The organism is Aeromonas sp. QDB30 (assembly GCF_027707645.1).
GTDB lineage: Bacteria > Pseudomonadota > Gammaproteobacteria > Enterobacterales > Aeromonadaceae > Aeromonas > Aeromonas caviae.
This window is the reverse complement of sequence record NZ_JAPCIY010000051.1, coordinates 1-18,081: the sequence shown is the minus strand read 5'-3', so window position 1 is coordinate 18,081 and position 18,081 is coordinate 1. Positions and strand designations below refer to the sequence as shown.

Genomic DNA, 18,081 nt, shown 5'->3' with positions numbered 1-18,081 from the left:
TCATGCGCATCACCACCAACATGATCTATGACCGCAACCTTGCCTCCATGAGCAAGGTGAGCGAGCGCCAGAACACCGCCTACAACCAGTTGATGACGGGGGATAAATTCTCCCGTTCCGGGGAGGACCCGGCCGGCATGAGCCAGAAGATGGCGCTGACCAAGGAGATCGATCTCTTCAAGCAGTACGGCGTCAACGGCAGCCTGCTGGAGAACAGCCTTGGCCACGAGGAGACGGTGCTCACCTCCCTCAACAACGCCATGCTGAGTGCCCAGACCCTGATCCAGAAGGCGAACAACTCCGCCATGGGCTCCGAGGAGCGCAGCGCCATCGCGAGCGAACTGGAGGGGCTGCAAAAGCAGATGTTCGACCTGATGAACAGCAAGAACTCCCAGGGGGAGTACATCTTCGGCGGCAATCAGAGCAAGACCCAGCCCTTCGTCAAGGATGCCAGTGGCAACTATGTGTTCCAGGGGGACACGGGGCAGCGCAACATCCAGGTCTCACCCACGGTGCAGATCCCGGCCAACGACTCCGGTTTCGATCTGTTCGAGATAGTGGCGACCCGGCGCACTGCCAGCGCCGCTAGTGGCAACATCCAGGTGTCGGTGGCGGATCAGGGGAACTTCGAGAGCTTCTATCGCAACAACTATGACTCTTCCCTGCCGAGCAACCAATATGCGGTCAGCACCCTGGCCGGGCCGCCGGACACCTACGAGATCCGTGACAGCGGTGGCACCCTGCTGCAAAGCGGCGACTATGTGGCGGGCAACAAGATCCCCTTCAACGGCCTGGCGCTCACCCTCGACCTCCCTGCGGGGTCGGCGACCCAGAACTTCGTGCTGGATACCCCGAAAAACGACAACATCCTCAATGGCATGTCCGATTTCATCTCCGCCATGCGTGATCCGACCCTGTCCGAGAGCGATTTCCAGCTGGCGGTCTCCGATGCCACCACCCACATGAGCAACGCCAGAACCAAGATAGACCGGGGACTGGGGGAGCTGGGGGGAAGGATGAACAGCCTGGAGCAGGTGATGAGTTCCAACGATGGACTCAGCACCCTGAACCAGCAGGCGCGGGCCAAGGTGTCCGAGGCGGACATGTACGAGGTGATCGCGGCCCTCTCCAAGGAGGATGCAGCCATGAGCGCCTCCCAGCTAGCCTTCAGCAAGATAAGCAAGCTGACCCTCTTCGACTATATCCGCTGACGTTCGTCCGTTGACCGCAGGCTCCCCCGTGCCACGCACGGGGGAGCCTCGTTTCATGAAGGGCCCGCCGTCCGGCCAATTTGTAACAACCCGTTGCCAGGGGCCCGTTTGCCTTGACTCGACCTGCGCCTGGGCAGATGATGCCGCCCGCACGGTAGCGCCGTGCAATCAATGTTCGCAGCATCTCGTTAGGCGAGGCTCCTGCATAAACACAGGCCACTGATCTCACGACGTCCAGAGACGCCCAAGATCAGGACAGTTTTCATCGGATTAAGGTGTCAACCCAAGTGGCTTCCGGCATGCCGGATACGTTATGCAGTGCTAAAGCTGGTACGTGGGGATGAAAACACGCCGGACGGCGTCATTTCCTGCCTGTTACTCGTCAATCAAATTGCTGTTTTCTTGCCGTTGCATCCGGCCAGGTGCCGGAGGCGTTCAGGTTCGCCTGAAATCACATGAGGACATCTGTGATGAAGAAAACACACACCCTGCTCAATCGTCATCAACTGCTCGACCCGGTTGCCCTGCGCAACTGGCTGGCGCACAACCTGGATCCGGTGGCCCGTGCCGATCAGCTTCTGACCCTGCGCCCGGAAGAGCTCAACTGCATCTTCGATACCCTCTCCATGCCGGAAGGGGCGTCCTTGCTCGCCTCCCTCCCGGCGGAGTGTGCCGGCCATCTGCTGCTCAGGCTGCATGGCAGCATCGTGGGAATACTACAGGGCACCCTGGCCCGTCGGGACCTGCTGGCCATCCTGCGCAGGCTCGACGAGCACGATCGCAAGACCCTGCTCGCCCGGCTGCCAGACCCCGCCCGTAAAGCCTTCCAGTCACTGCTGGCCTGGCCGAACGAGTCGGTGGGGGCCAACATGCGCCACGAATACCTGGCAGTGGAGGCCAATGCGACGGTGGAAAGCGCCAAGCAGCTGATCCACGGGGCCTGGGATCAGGCCAGGCTGTTCGGTCATCTCTATGTGGTTGACGGCGAGCAGCGCCTGCTTGGCAGCGTCTCCCTCAAGTCGTTGCTGATCGCCGATCCTCTGCTGCCGGTTGGGGACCTGATGGAGGGGGAGGCGGTGCGCATCAACGCCCGGGCGGATCAGGAGCTGGCGGCCCGCCTGCTCATTGACCGCGACCTCTCACTCCTGCCGGTGGAAGATCAGGGGCGTCTGGTGGGGGTCTTCCACGTGGACGATGCCGCCGACATCCTGGAGCTCGAATCCACCGAGGATGCGGAGATGCAGGGGGGCTCCTCGCCGCTGGATACCCCCTATCTGCAGGCCACCCCCTGGCAACTGTGGCGCAAGCGGGTGGGCTGGCTGCTGATCCTGTTCGTGGCCGAAGCCTATACCGGTACCGTGCTGCGGGCGTTTGAGGAGCAGCTGGAAGCGGCCATCGCACTGGCCTTCTTCATTCCGCTCCTCATCGGCACCGGCGGCAACAGTGGTACCCAGATCACCACCACCATAGTGCGTGCCATGGCGGTGGGGGAGGTGAGCCTGAAAAACCTCGGCACCGTGCTGAAAAAAGAGATCTCCACCGGTCTGCTCATCTCGGCCGCCATCGCGCTGGCCGCCTGGGTACGGGCCTGGAGCCTGGGGGTTGGCCCCCAGATCGGCATGGTCGTCACCCTGACCATCATTGCCATCGTACTGTGGAGCGCCACTGTCGCTTCTGTGATCCCCATGGTGCTGCGTCGCTTTCGCATCGACCCGGCGGTGGTATCCGCCCCCTTCATCGCCACTCTGGTGGATGGCACTGGTCTTATCATCTACTTCGAAATCGCCAAGCTGCTGCTGCCCGAGCTGCAGTAAGCCGCCATCCAGAAAATCAAAAAGGCAGCCCGTGGGCTGCCTTTTTTGTCTCGCCGAGCCGGCGTCAGCCGAGCTGGAACAGCAGGGGCCAACCCTGCTCCTGACAGTAGCGGTGCTCCTTTTCCAGGTTCTGCATCAGCAACTTGTTCTCGTCGCACCAGTCCAGGGGCAGGGTGACCACCAGCTGATCCCCGGCGGCCTGCACGTTCCACTCGGGCAGCAGGTTGTCCTGACGCCTGTGGTGGGCCGCCACCGCGAGGCGCAGGATGCGGATGCAGCGCAGCACCGTCTGCTCGTCGTGGTTGGGCAGGGCCGGCAGCTCGGAGAGCTTGAGCCCCTTGCGATGAAAGCGCACCAGGGCCGCCAGCAAGGCCTGATCGTCCTGGTTGAAGCCGGGCAGGTCGGTGTTTTGCAAGATGTAGGCGGAGTGTTTGTGGATGCCGCTGTAGTTGATGGCAAGGCCGATTTCGTGCAACCGCGCCGCCCAGCCGAGGATGGCGCGATAGGGCTCTTCCGGCATCTCCCAGGGGCCGCTCAGGGCGTCGAACAGGGAGAGGACGCTGCTCTCTACCCGGGTGGCCTGGCGCTTGTCGATGCGATAGTGGGTGCTGAGCGCAAGCGCGGTACGTTCGCGAATGTCGTGATGCTGCAGGCGCTCCTCGAACTCGTAGAGCAGCCCTTCGCGCAGGGCGCCGTCGGAGTACTCCATCCGCTCGATGGGCAGGGAGGTGAAGAGTCCGAGCAGGATGGCCACCGCGGCGGCAAAGACCCCCTGACGCTCCTCGGTGAGGCCCGCCAGTTTGAGCTGGTCGACCCGTTTGTGCTTGAGCATCTCTTCCTTCAGCCGCTCCAGTCCCGCCAGGGTGATGGCACCATCGGTCCACTCTTCTCCCTGCAACACGTCGCGCACGGTGCGGATGGAGCCCGAGCTGCCGAGGCAGCTCTGCCAGCCCAGCTTGCGGTACTGGTTGATGATGGGGGCGAGCTGATGTTGGGCCTCCAGCACGGCGGCGTTGAAGGCCTTCTCGCCGAGCTTGCCGTTGCCAAAGAAGCTCTGGGTGAAGCTCACACAGCCCATCTTGCGGCTGGTGAGCGCCAGTGGGGAGAACCCCTCACCAATGATGAGCTCGGTGCTGCCGCCGCCGATGTCCACCACCAGCACCTGGCCCTCGATGTGCTGGGTATGAGCGACCCCCTGATAGATGAGGCGGGCCTCTTCCTGGCCGCTGATGATCTCGATGGGGTGGTTGAGCACCTTGGCCGCCTCGCGCACGAAGTCGCGAGCGTTGCTGGCGCGGCGCAATGTGTAGGTGCCGGCGATGCGGATCTGATCCGGCTTGATGTTGGTGAGCCGCTCGGCGAACAGGGCGAGGCAGTCCAGCCCGCGCGCCATGGCCTCCTGGGACATGCGGCGCTGCTCATCCATCCCTTCGGCGAGGCGCACCCGCTCCTTGATGCGATCGATGATCTGCATCCGCCCCTCGGTGAGGCGGGCAATGACCATGTGGAAGCTGTTCGAGCCCAGATCGACAGCGGCGTACAGACTATTGTCCATGGTTTGACTCTATGCGTTTGAGGTAGTCGTAAATCGCCACCTGGGAACGGACCTTGCGGCGGTTGCCCCGCTTCACGTACTCGTTCTTCTGGTCGGCATCGATCACCCGCGCCTTGCAGGTATCACTCAGTTGTAGCTCGAGAATGTCGAGGATGCGCTGCTTGAGCCGCTCGTCATAGATGGGGGTGCCCACCTCGATGCGACCGTCGATGTTGCGGCTCATCCAGTCGGCACTGGAGATATAGAGCTGGGGATTGCCCTTGTTGTGGAACACCATCACCCGCGGGTGCTCGAGGAAACGGTCGATGATGCTGATGACCCGGATGTTGTCGCTCAGACCCGGCACCCCTGGGCGCAGGGCGCACATGCCCCGGATGATCATCTGGATGGGCACCCCGGCCTGGCCGGCGGCATAGAGCCGGTTGATGAGGTCTCTGTCCACCAGGTTGTTGATCTTGAGGGTGATACCGCTGGGTTGCCCCGCCTTGGCGTTGGCCAGCTCGTTGTCGATGAGGCGATAGAGCTGGCGGCGGCTGTTGATGGGGGAGACCAGCAGGTGGTTGAACTTGTAGCGCCGATAGGGGTACTCGATGTACTCGAACACGCTTTCCACCTCGGCGGTGATGTCCGGATGGCGGGTCAGCAGGGAGAAGTCGGTGTAGATCTTGGCGGTCTTCTCGTTGAAGTTGCCGGTCCCGATATGGGCGTAGCGCACCGCCTCGCCGTTCTCGTGGCGGGTGATGAGGCAGAGCTTGGAGTGGATCTTGAGGCTGGGCACCCCGAACACCACCTTGACGCCTGCGTCGGTCAGGATGTTGGCCCAGTCGATGTTGGCCGCCTCGTCGAAGCGGGCGCGCAACTCCACCACCACGGTCACCTTCTTGCCGTTGTTGGCGGCGTCGATGAGGGAGTGGATGATCCGCGACTTCTTGGCCACCCGGTAGATGTTGATGCGAATGGCGCTGACCGCCGGGTCGAAGGCCGCCTGGCGCACCAGCTCGGTGAAGTGGTGGAACTTGTGGTACGGGTAGTAGAGCAGGATGTCCTGCTTGGCGATGGCGTCGAAGGCGTTGACGAAGCCGTCAAAGTCGCGGCAATCGAGGGCCGGCAGCTTGGGGTTTTCCAGATAATCCCGGCCCACATTGGGGAAGCCGATGAAATCCTTGAAGTTGTGATAGCGCCCACCGGGCATGATGGCGTCGTAGGAGCTGATCTGCAGCTTGAGCTTCAAGAAGCTTATCATGGCCGCCGGCATCTCCCGCTCGTAGACGAAGCGCACCGGCATGGCAGTGAGGCGCTGTTTCAAGCCGTCACTCATCTTGTCCACCAGGCTGAGGTCCAGCTGGTCGGAGAGGTCATATTCGGCATCCCGGGTCAGCTTGACCGCGTAGGCGGCAATCTCGTCGTAGTCGAAGAAGCCCTTGAAGATCTCGTCCAGACAGAAGCGGATGACGTTGTCCAGGATGATGATCTGCTTCTTGCGACGGGTGCCCTCCGGCGGTAGCTGGAAGAAGCGGGGCAGATCGTCGGTGGGCACTTCCACCAGGGCGTACTGGATCACCTGGCCGTTCTTCTTCATCTCGATGGCGAGATAGGTGTGCTCGTCTTTCAGGAACTTGACCGGGTTGACCTCCTTGTTGAGGAGGATGGGGATGATGTGGCGCAGTACCTTTTCCCGGAAGAAGATCCGCAGCCACTGCTGGATGGACTCGGAGAGCTGGCTTTCGTTCACCAGGAAGATGTTGTGGCGAGCCAGCGCGATCAGCAGCTCCTTGTAGGTGTTGTCGAACGCCTCGCCGAGCGCCATCACCTTCTGCTGGATGGCGCGCAGCAGCACCTTGGCCTCGTCGTCGCCGCCGTGGACTTCGTTGATGAGGATGCGGCGCTTGACGTCCGACACCCGTACCTTGAAGAACTCGTCCTGATTGGAGGAGAAAATCCCGAGGAAGCGGACCCGCTCGATGAGGGGTACCGTCTTGTCCATCGCCTCTTGCAACACCCGTTCATTGAATGAGAGCCAGCTAAGCTCTTTCTCTTCATACTGCTTGTCGGTGCTCATCTTGTGCCTCTTTGCTCTGGTTGCGTCTGCGCGGAAGTTATGGCGTCAAACCATGACAAATTTATGACAGGCGACACTATTCGCTCAGATCCTGATCGATGTCGACGACGAGGTCGTCGGAGAGGGACTCCAGGGCCGTGACGAGATCGTCCAGTTCGAGCTGCGGCGGCAGGGCCACCAGGGCGTGGGCATAGAAGAGAGGGGCGCCTGAGTGGGGCGCAGGTTCGCAACCTGTGGTGAGGTCGGCGACGTTGATGTTGAGCTGGCGCAGGATGCTGGCCACTTCGTGGACGATGCCCGGTCTGTCGTTGCCGGTGACGCTGAGCATCACCTGATGGGCCGGTTGCGGGCTCAGCTGCCCTTCGGCGAAGCTCACGGTGAGGCCAGGCAGCATCACCAGGGCCTCGCACAGGCTGCGGTAATGCTCGTCAGGCACGGCGACGTGCAAAATGCCGGCAAATTGCCCCGCCAGCTCGCTCATGGAGCTGGCCAGCCAGTTACCCTGCTGCCGGGTGATGGTATCGGCCAGGCTCTCGACGATCCCGGGTTTGTCTGCGCCGATCACGGTGACGACCAATTGCTTTTGCATCCTGCTCTCCTTGAATGGGGCTGCGTGGGGTCCGTTGACGCCTGGCGGCGACGGGGTGCGCGCCAGAACGTCCATGGGCTCTAGCATTGTGCCTGCTGTGACAGGCCATATGAAGCCCGCCTTGCGCAAATTCAGTGAAAAAACGCGAATGCCGGGACGGGCTTGATTTCTGCGCTGCCTGAGTCGCTTTCCCCGTGGTAGAGTGTGCCCCTTCCTCTGGTGTGAACTGAATTTGTCTTGTAAACGGGATGTGCGTGTATGAATAGCCTTGTCGTATCAGGAGCCGTGTTGCTGGGGTTGCTCCTGCTGGTGATCGTCTGGCGCAGGGAGAAAGAGGGCAAGGCCGAGCCCTATGATCTGCAGGAAACCTTGATGAGCCCAGCCGAGCGCACCTTCTTCGGGGTGCTGGATCAGGCGGTGGGGGACAAGGCCCGTGTCTTTGCCAAGGTACGAGCCTCCTATGTATTGACGCCCGAGGCGCACCTTGGCAAGGGCAAGCGCCAGCAGGCGCTCGGCAAGATAGGGGAGAAGCACTTCGATTTTCTGCTCTGCCACCCGGCGGATCTCTCTTTCCTGTGTGCCGTGGAGCTGGATGACGAGGGGCACCGCCACCAGAAGCGCAAGTCGCGGGATCTCTTCCTGAAGGCGGCCTGCGATGGCGCCGGCCTGCCGCTGTTGCAGATCCCGGCCAGCAGCCACTACCAGGTCGACGAGTTGCGGGAGCAACTGCTGCCCCTGCTGGCGAGAACGACGGCGCCGGTGGATGACCTGCTGCCCGGCGAGCGCCGCGAACCGACCTTCAGCCCGCTGCTGCTCGATGGTGTCGATCTGGGCACGTCACACCCGGGGGCTGCCAGGGAGCCCCAGGTGCCGCCCCCCCAGGCCGGAGAGGCAATGCCCGTGTTGATGGAGGAGAATCCCTTCCTCGATCCGGATGAGGAGGAGCCCCGGGAGACGATCCCTCATTGCCCCCGCTGTGCCGCGCCCCTGGTGGCACGGGAAGCACGAAAGGGTCCCCATGCCGGTCGCCTGTTCCTCGCCTGCAGCCGGTTTCCCGAGTGCCGCTATGCCGCTCCCCAGGAGAGCGTGAAACACTGATCCCTCCTCTGACGCCGCACCCTGTCGGCGTCATTCTTTCCCCTTCGCTGGTTTTCATCCGATACTCAATCTGGCTGGAAGCGTGATCCCCGTCCCGCCAGGGTCCGGGAGGATGTGACAAGTTTTGACAATCCGCCAGAATTTTGGCACTTTGTCCCCCTTATGACACAGTGCGAAATTGGTTTTAATAAGTACTTAAAAAACAATAGCTTGGCGTCAGGTGTGAAAATATGGATAGGATGGCTATGGGTGTGCTGCTTGTTGATGCCGATGATGTGCGGCGCCAACAACTGGGGACTGTGCTCTCCTTCATGGGGATCCCCTGGCAGGAGGTGGTGGAGAGCGATCTCGATGTGGCCATCGAGACTGCCGGGCCCTTGCAGGGGATTCTGGCCGGGGAACTGCGCGAGCGCGCCCTGAGTGAGCTGCTTGCCGCCCATCCTCGTCTGCCCTTTCTCTCCCTGATGCCGGCGAGCCATGGCTGCAGCAACTTCATCGGGGTGGCCGAGGCGCCCTTTACCTATGAGTCCCTTACCCGTCATCTGCACTTCTGCCAGGCCTTCATCTCCCTACATCCCCGTCATCAGACCCACGACAAGGGTCAGACCCTGCTGCGCCTGCTGGTGGGCAAGGGGAGGGGCATCCAGGAGGTGCGCCGTCTTATCGGCCAGGTGGCCGAGACCGACGCCAACGTACTGATCCTCGGTGAGTCCGGAACCGGCAAGGAGGTGGTGGCTCGCGCCATCCACGAGCTGTCCGCCCGAAACGCGGGCCCCTTCGTGCCCATCAACTGCGGCGCCATTCCGGCGGAGCTGCTCGAGAGCGAGCTGTTCGGTCACGAGAAGGGGGCCTTCACCGGTGCCATTGCCGCCCGGCGCGGCCGCTTCGAACTGGCCCAGGGGGGCACCCTCTTCCTCGACGAAATCGGCGACATGCCGCTGCCGATGCAGGTCAAGTTGCTGCGGGTGCTGCAGGAGCGCCAGTTCGACCGGGTCGGGGGCGGCAAGGCCGTCCAGGCCGATGTGCGGGTGATCGCGGCGACCCACCGGGATCTGGAAGCCATGATCCGCACCCAGGCGTTTCGCGAAGATCTCTACTACCGCCTCAATGTGTTTCCCATCGAGACCCCCCCCTGCGGGATCGGGCCGACGACATCCCGCTGCTGCTGCAGGAGCTGCTCAATCGCCATGCCGAACAGCACAAGGGGATCATCCGTCTGACCCAGCGCGCCATGGAGTCCCTGATGCAGTACGCCTGGCCCGGCAACGTGCGCGAGCTGTCCAACCTCATCGAGCGCCTGCTCATCCTCTATCCGAACCAGATCGTCGATGTGGCGGATCTGCCCGGCCGCTATCGCCTGCTGCCCTGCGAGCCACGAGATGAGCGGCTCACCGAGATGGACGAGCGGGACGCCCTGGCTGCCGTGTTCCAGTCCCCACCAGAGCTGGATCCCGGCATCGCCATGCCCCTGCCCATGCAGTTGCCTCAAGAGGGGGTCAACCTCAAGGAGATGCTGGCCGACCTCGAGGTGGAGCTGATCCGCCAGGCCCTGGAGTCCCAGGACGGGGTGGTGGCCCGCGCCGCCGACCTGCTCAGCATGCGCCGCACCACCCTGGTGGAGAAGATGAAGAAGTACGGCATGAGCAAGGACAATTGAGGTCAATGCTTTGACGCATTGACCCAATACATTGATAAATAACGTCTATTTTGCTGGCATGGAAATTGAATAAGCTGACTCAATCGCCAGTTTGAGGTCAGCTTTATGACAATCTTGCAGCAGGATGTCCCCCTCCAGTCACATGAAGTGAGTCAGCTTTACGCCATCTTCACGGCGCTGCCGACCGGCGTGCTGCTGCTCGATGGCGAGGGGCTGATCACCCGTGCAAACCCTGCCGCCCTGGCGCTGCTGGGAGAGCCACTGGAAGGCCTCTCCTGGCGCCAGATCATTGCCCGCTGCTTCGAACCCCGTGAGGATGACGGTCACGAGATCTCCTTGCGAGACGGTCGCCGGGTTCAGCTGTCGACCCAGCCGCTGCCGGATCAGCCCGGCCAACTGGTGTTCATTACCGACTTGACCGAGACCCGCCAGTTGCAGGACAGGGTCAACCACATGAAGCGTCTCTCCGCCCTTGGCAACATGGCGGCTTCCCTGGCGCACCAGATCCGCACCCCGCTCTCCGCCGCCATGCTCTATGCGGCCAACCTGGCCAACCGCACCCTCAAGCCTGAATCCCGCAGCCAGTTCCAGCAAAAATTGATGGCGCGCCTGCAGGATCTCGAGAAGCAGATCAACGACATCCTGCTGTTTGCCCGCAATGGCGACAACCAGGTGGTGGCGCCCCTCTCGGTGCAGGGCTTGCTGGCGGAAGTGCAGGCGGGGGCCGAAGCCTTCTGCCAGCAGCAGGGCTGCGCCTTGCATCTGGAGGCCCCTGAGCCCGATCTCTGTCTGCTTGCCAACAGCAGTGCCCTGGCGGGGGCCATCAACAACCTCATCGCCAACGCCCGGCAGGCCGGCGCCGATTCGCTCCTGGTGAGCGCTGTGCGCAGCGGCAACCGGGTGGAGATGCGGGTCATCGACAACGGCAAGGGGATGGCCCCCTCCCTGCTCAACCAGATCTTCGAACCCTTCTTTACCACCCGATCCCAAGGCACGGGCCTCGGTCTTGCGGTGGTGCAGTCGGTGGTACGAGCCCATCAGGGGGAGGTGAGCGTGGCCTCGGTCCCTGGCGAGGGCACCTGTTTTACCCTGTCCTTCCCCCTGCATCAGCAACAGGTTCAGTTGGGGGGCGTGGCATGAGCCACGCAAAAGCCGGAGCGCCGGTGAAGATGATTCTCGACAAGGCCATGTTGGTTGTAGGAGGTGTGGCATGACCCAGGCTCGCATTCTGGTGGTGGAAGATGACAACGGCCTGCGCGAGGCGCTGGTGGATACCCTGCTGCTCGGTGGCTATGAGTGCCGCGAGGTGGACAGCGGCGAGCGGGCCCTGCTTGCTCTGTCCCGTCAGCGCTTTGACATGGTGATCTCCGACATCCAGATGGGGGGCATGGATGGTCTGACCCTGCTCGCCAACATCCGCCAGCAATATCCCCAGGTGCCTGTGCTCCTGATGACTGCCTACGCCAACATTGACGGGGCGGTGCGCGCCATGCGCGAGGGGGCGATCGACTATCTGGCCAAGCCCTTCTCCCCCGAGGTGCTGCTCAACCAGGTCAGCCGTTATGTGCCGGCCCAGAAGGTGGAGAAGCGTGCCGTGGTGTACGGGGACCCCAGGACTGCGGAGCTGTTCCAGCTGGCGACCCGGGTGGCCAGAAGCGAAGCCACCGTCATGGTGACCGGACCGAGCGGGACGGGCAAGGAGGTGCTGGCTCGCTACATTCACGACCACTCCAGCCGGGCAGAGCAGGCCTTCGTCGCCATCAACTGCGCCGCCATTCCGGAGAACATGCTGGAGGCGACCCTGTTTGGCTACGAGAAGGGCGCCTTCACCGGTGCGGTGCAGGGGTGCCCTGGCAAGTTCGAGCAGGCTCAGGGAGGAACCCTGCTGCTCGACGAGATCACCGAGATGGATCTGGGGTTGCAGGCCAAGCTGCTGCGGGTCTTGCAGGAGAAAGAGGTGGAGCGGCTCGGCAGCCGCAAGATGATCCCCCTCGATGTGCGGGTCATTGCCACCAGCAACCGGGATCTGAAAAAAGCGGTGCAGGACGGGCTGTTCCGCGAAGATCTCTACTACCGCCTCAACGTCTTCCCCCTGCGCTGGACGGCGCTCTGGGAACGCCCGGGTGACATTCTTCCCCTGGCGGAGCATCTGCTGGCGCTGCATGCCAGCCAGATGGGGCTGCCGACGCCGCAGCTCGCAGAGGACGCCCGAGAGCGTCTGATGGCTCACCCCTGGCCCGGCAACGTGCGCGAGCTCGACAACGTGGTGCAGCGCGCCCTGATCCTCTGTCCAGACGGCCTCATCGACTGTGAGCACCTGATCCTGGAGGAGACGGACGAGACCCTGGTGCGCCCGCTCGAGCGGCTGTCAGGGGAGGGGCTCGGCGGCGAACTCAAGCAGCAGGAGCACCAGATCATTCTGGACACCCTGCAGGAGTGCAACGGCAGTCGCAAAGCGGTGGCCGACAAGCTCGGCATCAGCCCGCGCACCCTGCGTTACAAGCTGGCCCAGATGCGTGACGCCGGCATCGAGCTGCCCGCCTAGGCCTGACAGGCGCATGGCCTTGCCGGTCCGGCTCGATTATCATGGGCTCTGACGATCGGAATCCGGCTCCCCGCACAGTGCGTGGGGAGCCCAGCTAGGAGACCCCCATGATCTCTCATCGTAAACTGGAAAGCCTGCTCAACCACCTGCTCGAACCCCATGCCATCAAGGATTACTGCCCCAACGGCCTGCAGGTGGAGGGGCGCGAGCGCATTCGCAAGGTGGTGACCGGCGTCACCGCCAGCCAGGCCCTCATCGATGCCGCCGTGGCCGCCGATGCCGACGCCATCCTGGTTCATCACGGCTACTTCTGGAGCGGCGAGCCGGCCCAGATCACCGGCATGAAGCAGCGTCGTCTCAAGACCCTCTTGACCCACGACATCAACCTGTTTGCCTACCACCTGCCGCTGGACGTGCACCCCGAGGTGGGGAACAACGCCCAGCTTGCCAGGCTGCTCGGCATCAAGGTGCGTCGCGGCCTCGAACCCTGGAACAGCAAGAGCGTGGCCATGGTGGGCAAGCTGGAGGAGCCCATGAGCGGCAGCGATTTTGCCAAGCTGATTGGCGAGCGTCTCGGTCGCGAGCCGCTTCATTGTGGTGACAGTGGTCCCGAGCTCATCCGCTCCGTGGCCTGGTGCACCGGCGGTGGCCAGAGCTACATCAGCCAGGCGGCGGAGCAGGGCATCGATGCCTTCATCTCCGGCGAAGCCTCCGAGCAGACCATCCACACTGCCCGCGAGATGGGCATGCACTTCTACGCCGCAGGCCATCACGCCACCGAGCGCTACGGCGTCAAGGCGCTGGGAGAGTGGCTCGCCACCGTGCACGGGCTGGAGGTCACCTTTATCGATATCGACAATCCGGTGTAGGGCCGATTAGCCGCGCAGCGGCGTCATCGGACGTGATGACAGCCATTGCGCTGGTCGATGGAAATGACAAGGGAGGCCTAAGCCTCCCTTGTTGTGTCTTACTGCTGCTCGCGGTTACTCGCTGGCATAGCCTGCCAGGCCAAGCTGCTTGCCATCGAGGAAGGCAGACCCTTCTCGCATCTGCAAGCGCCCTTCACAGAACCACTGTACTACCAGGGGGTAGATGCTGTGCTCCTGCACCTGGACCCGGGCGGCGACCTCGTCGGCATCATCCCCTTCGAAGATGGGGACCCGTGCCTGGAGGATCACCGGGCCGCCGTCGAGCTCTTCGGTGACGAAGTGGACGCTGGCGCCGTGCTCGTCATCACCGGCCTCGATGGCGCGCTGGTGGGTGTGCAGACCCTGGTATTTCGGCAGCAACGAGGGGTGGATGTTGATCATCCTCCCCGCGAAGTGGCGCACGAGGTCGGCGCTCAGGATCCGCATAAAGCCGGCCAGCACAACCAGATCCGGTTGATAATCCGCCATCAGGGCCAGCAGGGCGGCATCATACTCCTCCCGGCTGGCGAACTGCTGCTGGGCCAGGATGGCGGTTGCCACCCCGGCTTCCCTGGCACGCACCAGGCCATAGGCATCAGCCTTGTTGCTGATGACGCCGACCACCTGACCGGCAATCTTGCCGCCGGCACAGCCGTCGAGGATGGCCTGCAGGTTGCTGCCGCTGCCTGAGATGAGGACGAGGATGCGTTTCATAGGGGAGGTCATCTGGCCGTTGATCCGATCATTCATTGAATGATGACCTGCTCCTCACCATCGGCCGCCTTGGCGATGTGGCCGATGTGCCAGGCGTTCTCGCCTTCGGCCTTGAGCAGGGCCAGTGCCTTGTCCAGCTGATCCGCCGGCAGGACGATGATCATGCCGACGCCGCAGTTGAAGGTGCGATACATCTCGTGGCGGGTGACGTTGCCTGCCTGTTGCAGCCAGCTGAACACCGCCGGCCACTGCCAGCTCTGCTCGTCGATGACCGCCTGGGTGTTGGCGGGCAGCACGCGCGGGATGTTCTCCCAGAAGCCGCCGCCGGTGATGTGGGACAGGGCGTGGATCTCGCACTCCTTGATGAGCTTGAGCACGGGCTTCACGTAGATGCGGGTCGGCTCCAGCAGGGCGTTGGCCAGGGTGGTGTCACCCAGCGGCTGCTGCACGTCGGCCTTGGAGACTTCCAGGATCTTGCGAATGAGGGAGAAGCCGTTGGAGTGGGGACCGCTGGCGGCCAGGGCGATCAGGGCATCCCCTTCGCCAACCTTGCTGCCGTCGATGATCTCGCTCTTTTCCACCACGCCGACACAGAAACCGGCGATGTCGTAATCTTCCCCTTCATACATGCCAGGCATTTCGGCAGTTTCACCGCCGACCAGGGCACAGCCGGACTGTTCGCAGCCGGCGCCGATGCCGGTGACCACGGCAGCGGCAGTGTCCACGTCCAGTTTGCCGGTGGCATAGTAGTCGAGGAAGAAGAGGGGCTCGGCGCCCTGCACGATTAGGTCATTGACGCACATGGCGACCAAGTCGATCCCCACGGTGTCGTGCTTCTTCAGGTCGATGGCCAGACGCAGCTTGGTGCCCACCCCGTCGGTACCGGAGACCAGTACCGGTTCCTTGTAGCCAGCAGGGATTTGACACAGGGCCCCAAAGCCGCCAAGACCACCAAGGACTTCAGGACGACGAGTGCGTTTTGACACGCCCTTGATACGTTCAACCAGTGCATTGCCGGCATCGATATCTACGCCAGCATCCTTGTAGCTCAGTGAGGTTTTGTCAGTCACGCGTATTCCCCGTCATATAAAGAAGTGGAGGGTAAAATTCGGGGCGTATTCTACCAGCGGGCACGAAAAACCAGAAAGAAAATCGTTTGCGCGTTTTTGAATCGAAAAGCTCTACAAACCGTGGCTTTTGTTGTATGATTCCGCGATTTTTTGGCGCCGGTTAGAGGAGATAATAATGAAAGTCGTTGAAGTCAAACACCCCCTGGTCAAGCACAAGATCGGCCTGATGCGCGAAGGCGACATCAGCACCAAGCGTTTCCGTGAACTGGCCAAGGAAGTGGGCAGTTTGTTGACTTACGAAGCGACCTCTGACTTCGAAACCGAAAAAGTGACCATCGATGGCTGGAACGGCCCTGTGGAAGTCGACCAGATCAAGGGCAAGAAGGTCACCGTCGTGCCCATCCTGCGCGCCGGTCTTGGCATGATGGACGGCGTGCTAGAGCACATGCCGAGCGCCCGCGTCAGCGTGGTCGGTATCTATCGCGATGAAGAGACCCTGCAGCCTGTCCCCTACTTCGAGAAGATCGTAAGCAACATCGAAGAGCGTCTGGCCCTGGTCATCGACCCCATGCTGGCCACCGGCGGCTCCATGATCGCCACCATCGATCTGCTCAAGAAGAAAGGTTGCCAGTCCATCAAGGTGCTGGTGCTGGTTGCCGCGCCGGAAGGCATCAAGGCGCTGGAAGCCGCTCACCCGGACGTGGAGCTGTTCTGTGCCTCCATCGACCAGGGGCTGAACGAGAAGGGCTATATCGTCCCGGGCTTGGGTGATGCCGGCGACAAGATCTTCGGCACCAAGTAAGCATCACCCCATCGCCGCGCCCAAGGCGCGCAAACGGAGCCGGCACCCTGCCGGCTCCGCTGTTTCTCCCCCCCTTTGCTTGCTGCCATGCGCGCCTTGCCGCTACCATAAGCACCATCCCCCATTTCGAGAATCTTCTTTATGCTGAAACGCTTAGCGACTCTCCTCTGCTGCTGTCTGCCTCTCGTGGTGTCGGCCGCCCAGGTAACCGACCTCTATCAGGGCAAGGCTCCCACCAGTGGCGACATGACGGCCGCCCAGTCCCAGGCGCTGGGGTATGTGCTCGTCAAGGTGACGGGCAAGCGCGATATCCTCACCCAGCCGGATGTGGTGAAGGCCCTGGCGGCGCCGGCGGATTACGTGCAGCAATACAGCTATCAGGACATCGGCTCGGTCAAGTTTCTCAAGGCGGATTTCAATGTGGCCAAGGTGAACGCCCTGGTCGGCCAGAGCAAGTTTGCCCTGCTTGGCCCGGTGCGGCCGCAGGTCGCCATCTGGCTGGTGGTCGACGAAGGCGAGCGGCGCATTCTGCCGGATCAGTCCGGCGATGGCTGGTCCGAGGCGCTGCGTGCCCAGACCCAGGCCATGGGGCTGCCGGTCAGTCTCCCGCTGATGGACTTGGATGACAACATGGCGGTCAATGCCACCGATGTCTGGGGCCGCTTTGCCGATCCCGTGCTCAAGGCGAGCCAGCGTTACGGCGCCGAAATGGTGGTGCTCGGCAAACTGAGCCCGGAGGGGGAGGCCTGGAGCATCGACTGGGGTCTTTATGGTACCAAGCCGGGGGCGCAGGCAGGAGAGCTGACCGAGCTGACCAAGGGTTCGGGTTCAGGTACCCAGGCCGAGGTGGCAAAGGGCTTTGCCGATGCCCTGGCCGGTTGGCTGGTGCAGCAGTACGGTACCCGTCTCTCCGGTGTCGCTTCCAGCCAGACCCTGGTGGTGGAGGGGCTGTCCGACATCGATGGCATGATCCAGATCCAGAAGCTGCTGCAGGAGATGGCCAGTGTCACCAAGGTGGCCATCGGCAAGCTGGAAGGGGACAAGGTGACCTTCAACCTCTCGCTGCAGGGGGACAAAGCCGAGCTGGTGAGGGGGTTGCAACTTGAGAGCCGCCTGCATCAGGTGGAAGACAACGAGAGCGGCCTGCGCTATCAATGGTCGCAGCCCTGATCCCGGGGAAGGATCCTGACCGCCCGGCATGGTCCGGGCGGTTCTCTATCTGCCCCGCTGGTGATACACTTGCCCGCAAATATCACAGTCAAAGCCCAACGAGTGAAGCAACCGGCCCAACTGTCTTTAGCCGTACAACTACCGGATGATGAAACCTTCGTCAGTTTTTATCCCGGCAACAACGCCCATCTGATCACCGCCCTCAAGAATGCGGCCATCGGTCAGGGCTCGCCCTTCCTCTATTTCTGGGGAGCCAAGGGGTCGGGCCGCTCCCATCTGCTCCATGCTACCTGTGCCGAGGTCAACGCCCGCGACGCGGCGGCGGCCTATCTCTCCCTCGATCAGTTCGAACAGCTCGACCCCAGCATGCTCGATGCTTTGGAGAGCCTGCCCCTGGTCTGTCTTGACAGCCTGGAGGCGATCGCCGGCAACGCCCTGTGGGAGCGGGCCCTGTTCGACTTCTACAATCGCTGGAAGGAGAAGGGGGAGGGGACGCTCATCGTTACCGGCTGCAGCGCGCCACGCAAGCTGGGGCTGCAACTGCCGGATCTCGCGTCCCGTCTCGACTGGGGAGTGAGCTTCCACCTCGACGAGCTGGACGACGAGGGCAAACTCAGCGCCCTGCAACTGCGCGCCGAGCTGCGGGGTTTCAAGCTGCCCATCGACGTGGGCCGTTTCCTGCTCAACCGCCTCTCCCGCGATATGCGCACCCTGCTTGCCACCCTCAATCGTCTCGACAACGCCTCCTTCCGTGCCAAGCGCAAGCTGACCATCCCTTTCGTCAAAGAGATCCTCGAGCTCTGAAAACCTATCCCATCTTAAATGCGAAAGGGGACTCCCTCCGACGTAGGTGGGAGGGGAATTTCGCCGGGGCGTCAGCCCCGCTGGT

General features: G+C 62.5%; 14 protein-coding genes, 1 pseudogene and 1 riboswitch. Of the genes and pseudogenes, 10 read left to right on the top strand and 5 right to left on the bottom strand.

Features of this window, described 5'->3' with window-relative positions:
• Positions 1-2 precede the first annotated feature (2 nt).
• A complete protein-coding gene (gene flgL / locus PG896_RS14720; protein WP_128342603.1) occupies positions 3-1,211 on the top strand; it encodes a flagellar hook-associated protein FlgL in 1,209 nt (402 codons plus the stop codon).
• A gap of 177 nt (positions 1,212-1,388) precedes the next feature.
• Positions 1,389-1,558: riboswitch (M-box (ykoK) riboswitch) on the top strand.
• Between the two features lie 123 nt (positions 1,559-1,681).
• Complete coding sequence (gene mgtE, locus PG896_RS14715) at positions 1,682-3,025, top strand: magnesium transporter (RefSeq protein ID WP_270835855.1); 1,344 nt, start codon at positions 1,682-1,684, stop codon at positions 3,023-3,025.
• A 64-nt stretch (positions 3,026-3,089) separates the two neighbouring features.
• On the opposite strand, the gene ppx is transcribed toward mgtE, so the two are convergent.
• From ppx to PG896_RS14700, 3 genes are all read right to left on the bottom strand, one after another.
• The gene (gene ppx / locus PG896_RS14710; protein ID WP_270835854.1) at positions 3,090-4,580 is read right to left on the bottom strand and encodes an exopolyphosphatase; all 1,491 of its coding nucleotides are present in this window, start codon (positions 4,578-4,580) and stop codon (positions 3,090-3,092) included.
• Positions 4,570-6,639: a polyphosphate kinase 1 gene (gene ppk1, locus PG896_RS14705; RefSeq protein ID WP_010675282.1), complete on the bottom strand. Its 2,070-nt coding sequence runs from the start codon at positions 6,637-6,639 to the stop codon at positions 4,570-4,572. Before ppk1 ends, ppx begins: the two co-directional genes overlap by 11 nt.
• A gap of 76 nt (positions 6,640-6,715) precedes the next feature.
• Complete coding sequence (locus PG896_RS14700; RefSeq protein ID WP_010675281.1) at positions 6,716-7,228, bottom strand: glycine cleavage system protein R; 513 nt, start codon at positions 7,226-7,228, stop codon at positions 6,716-6,718.
• Between the two features lie 258 nt (positions 7,229-7,486).
• Between PG896_RS14700 and PG896_RS14695 the strand changes: the two genes are divergently transcribed.
• The 5 genes and pseudogenes from PG896_RS14695 (at position 7,487) to PG896_RS14675 (ending at position 13,397) form a co-directional block, all read left to right on the top strand.
• Complete coding sequence (locus tag PG896_RS14695; protein WP_111896806.1) at positions 7,487-8,326, top strand: DUF2726 domain-containing protein; 840 nt, start codon at positions 7,487-7,489, stop codon at positions 8,324-8,326.
• Positions 8,327-8,565: 239 nt separating this feature from the next.
• A pseudogene (locus PG896_RS14690) lies at positions 8,566-9,983 on the top strand (sigma-54 dependent transcriptional regulator).
• Positions 9,984-10,088: 105 nt separating this feature from the next.
• Positions 10,089-11,123 (top strand): sensor histidine kinase, encoded by a 1,035-nt coding sequence (locus PG896_RS14685; RefSeq protein ID WP_043153839.1) that lies wholly within the window; start codon positions 10,089-10,091, stop codon positions 11,121-11,123.
• A gap of 70 nt (positions 11,124-11,193) precedes the next feature.
• Positions 11,194-12,528 (top strand): sigma-54-dependent transcriptional regulator, encoded by a 1,335-nt coding sequence (locus PG896_RS14680; protein ID WP_010675277.1) that lies wholly within the window; start codon positions 11,194-11,196, stop codon positions 12,526-12,528.
• A gap of 107 nt (positions 12,529-12,635) precedes the next feature.
• Positions 12,636-13,397, top strand: a complete 762-nt coding sequence (locus PG896_RS14675) for a Nif3-like dinuclear metal center hexameric protein (protein WP_160839200.1) — start codon at positions 12,636-12,638, stop codon at positions 13,395-13,397.
• A gap of 114 nt (positions 13,398-13,511) precedes the next feature.
• Here the strand turns inward: PG896_RS14675 and purN are convergent, their stop codons facing one another.
• The gene (purN, locus tag PG896_RS14670; RefSeq protein WP_162629640.1) at positions 13,512-14,150 is read right to left on the bottom strand and encodes a phosphoribosylglycinamide formyltransferase; all 639 of its coding nucleotides are present in this window, start codon (positions 14,148-14,150) and stop codon (positions 13,512-13,514) included.
• Positions 14,151-14,182: 32 nt separating this feature from the next.
• Positions 14,183-15,220 (bottom strand): phosphoribosylformylglycinamidine cyclo-ligase, encoded by a 1,038-nt coding sequence (purM, locus tag PG896_RS14665; RefSeq protein ID WP_113736217.1) that lies wholly within the window; start codon positions 15,218-15,220, stop codon positions 14,183-14,185.
• 175 nt (positions 15,221-15,395) lie between these two features.
• Here purM and upp point away from each other — a divergent pair, with 175 nt between their 5' ends.
• The 3 genes from upp (at position 15,396) to hda (ending at position 17,996) form a co-directional block, all read left to right on the top strand.
• Positions 15,396-16,022, top strand: a complete 627-nt coding sequence (gene upp / locus PG896_RS14660; protein ID WP_005302745.1) for a uracil phosphoribosyltransferase — start codon at positions 15,396-15,398, stop codon at positions 16,020-16,022.
• Between the two features lie 141 nt (positions 16,023-16,163).
• The gene (locus tag PG896_RS14655) at positions 16,164-17,192 is read left to right on the top strand and encodes a DUF2066 domain-containing protein (RefSeq protein WP_257710469.1); all 1,029 of its coding nucleotides are present in this window, start codon (positions 16,164-16,166) and stop codon (positions 17,190-17,192) included.
• A gap of 102 nt (positions 17,193-17,294) precedes the next feature.
• Positions 17,295-17,996, top strand: coding sequence for a DnaA inactivator Hda (gene hda / locus PG896_RS14650; protein ID WP_010675272.1), 702 nt, complete (start codon positions 17,295-17,297; stop codon positions 17,994-17,996).
• Positions 17,997-18,081: the final 85 nt, after the last annotated feature.

Coding starts and splice junctions, on each gene's coding strand:
- mgtE (WP_270835855.1), top strand. CDS start 1,682: ATGAAGAAAACACACACCCTGCTCAATCGTCATCAACTGCTCGACCCG.
- PG896_RS14675 (WP_160839200.1), top strand. CDS start 12,636: ATGATCTCTCATCGTAAACTGGAAAGCCTGCTCAACCACCTGCTCGAA.
- PG896_RS14680 (WP_010675277.1), top strand. CDS start 11,194: ATGACCCAGGCTCGCATTCTGGTGGTGGAAGATGACAACGGCCTGCGC.
- PG896_RS14695 (WP_111896806.1), top strand. CDS start 7,487: ATGAATAGCCTTGTCGTATCAGGAGCCGTGTTGCTGGGGTTGCTCCTG.
- PG896_RS14655 (WP_257710469.1), top strand. CDS start 16,164: ATGCTGAAACGCTTAGCGACTCTCCTCTGCTGCTGTCTGCCTCTCGTG.
- ppk1 (WP_010675282.1), bottom strand. CDS start 6,639: ATGAGCACCGACAAGCAGTATGAAGAGAAAGAGCTTAGCTGGCTCTCA.
- flgL (WP_128342603.1), top strand. CDS start 3: ATGCGCATCACCACCAACATGATCTATGACCGCAACCTTGCCTCCATG.
- purN (WP_162629640.1), bottom strand. CDS start 14,150: ATGAAACGCATCCTCGTCCTCATCTCAGGCAGCGGCAGCAACCTGCAG.
- upp (WP_005302745.1), top strand. CDS start 15,396: ATGAAAGTCGTTGAAGTCAAACACCCCCTGGTCAAGCACAAGATCGGC.
- ppx (WP_270835854.1), bottom strand. CDS start 4,580: ATGGACAATAGTCTGTACGCCGCTGTCGATCTGGGCTCGAACAGCTTC.
- PG896_RS14685 (WP_043153839.1), top strand. CDS start 10,089: ATGACAATCTTGCAGCAGGATGTCCCCCTCCAGTCACATGAAGTGAGT.
- PG896_RS14700 (WP_010675281.1), bottom strand. CDS start 7,228: ATGCAAAAGCAATTGGTCGTCACCGTGATCGGCGCAGACAAACCCGGG.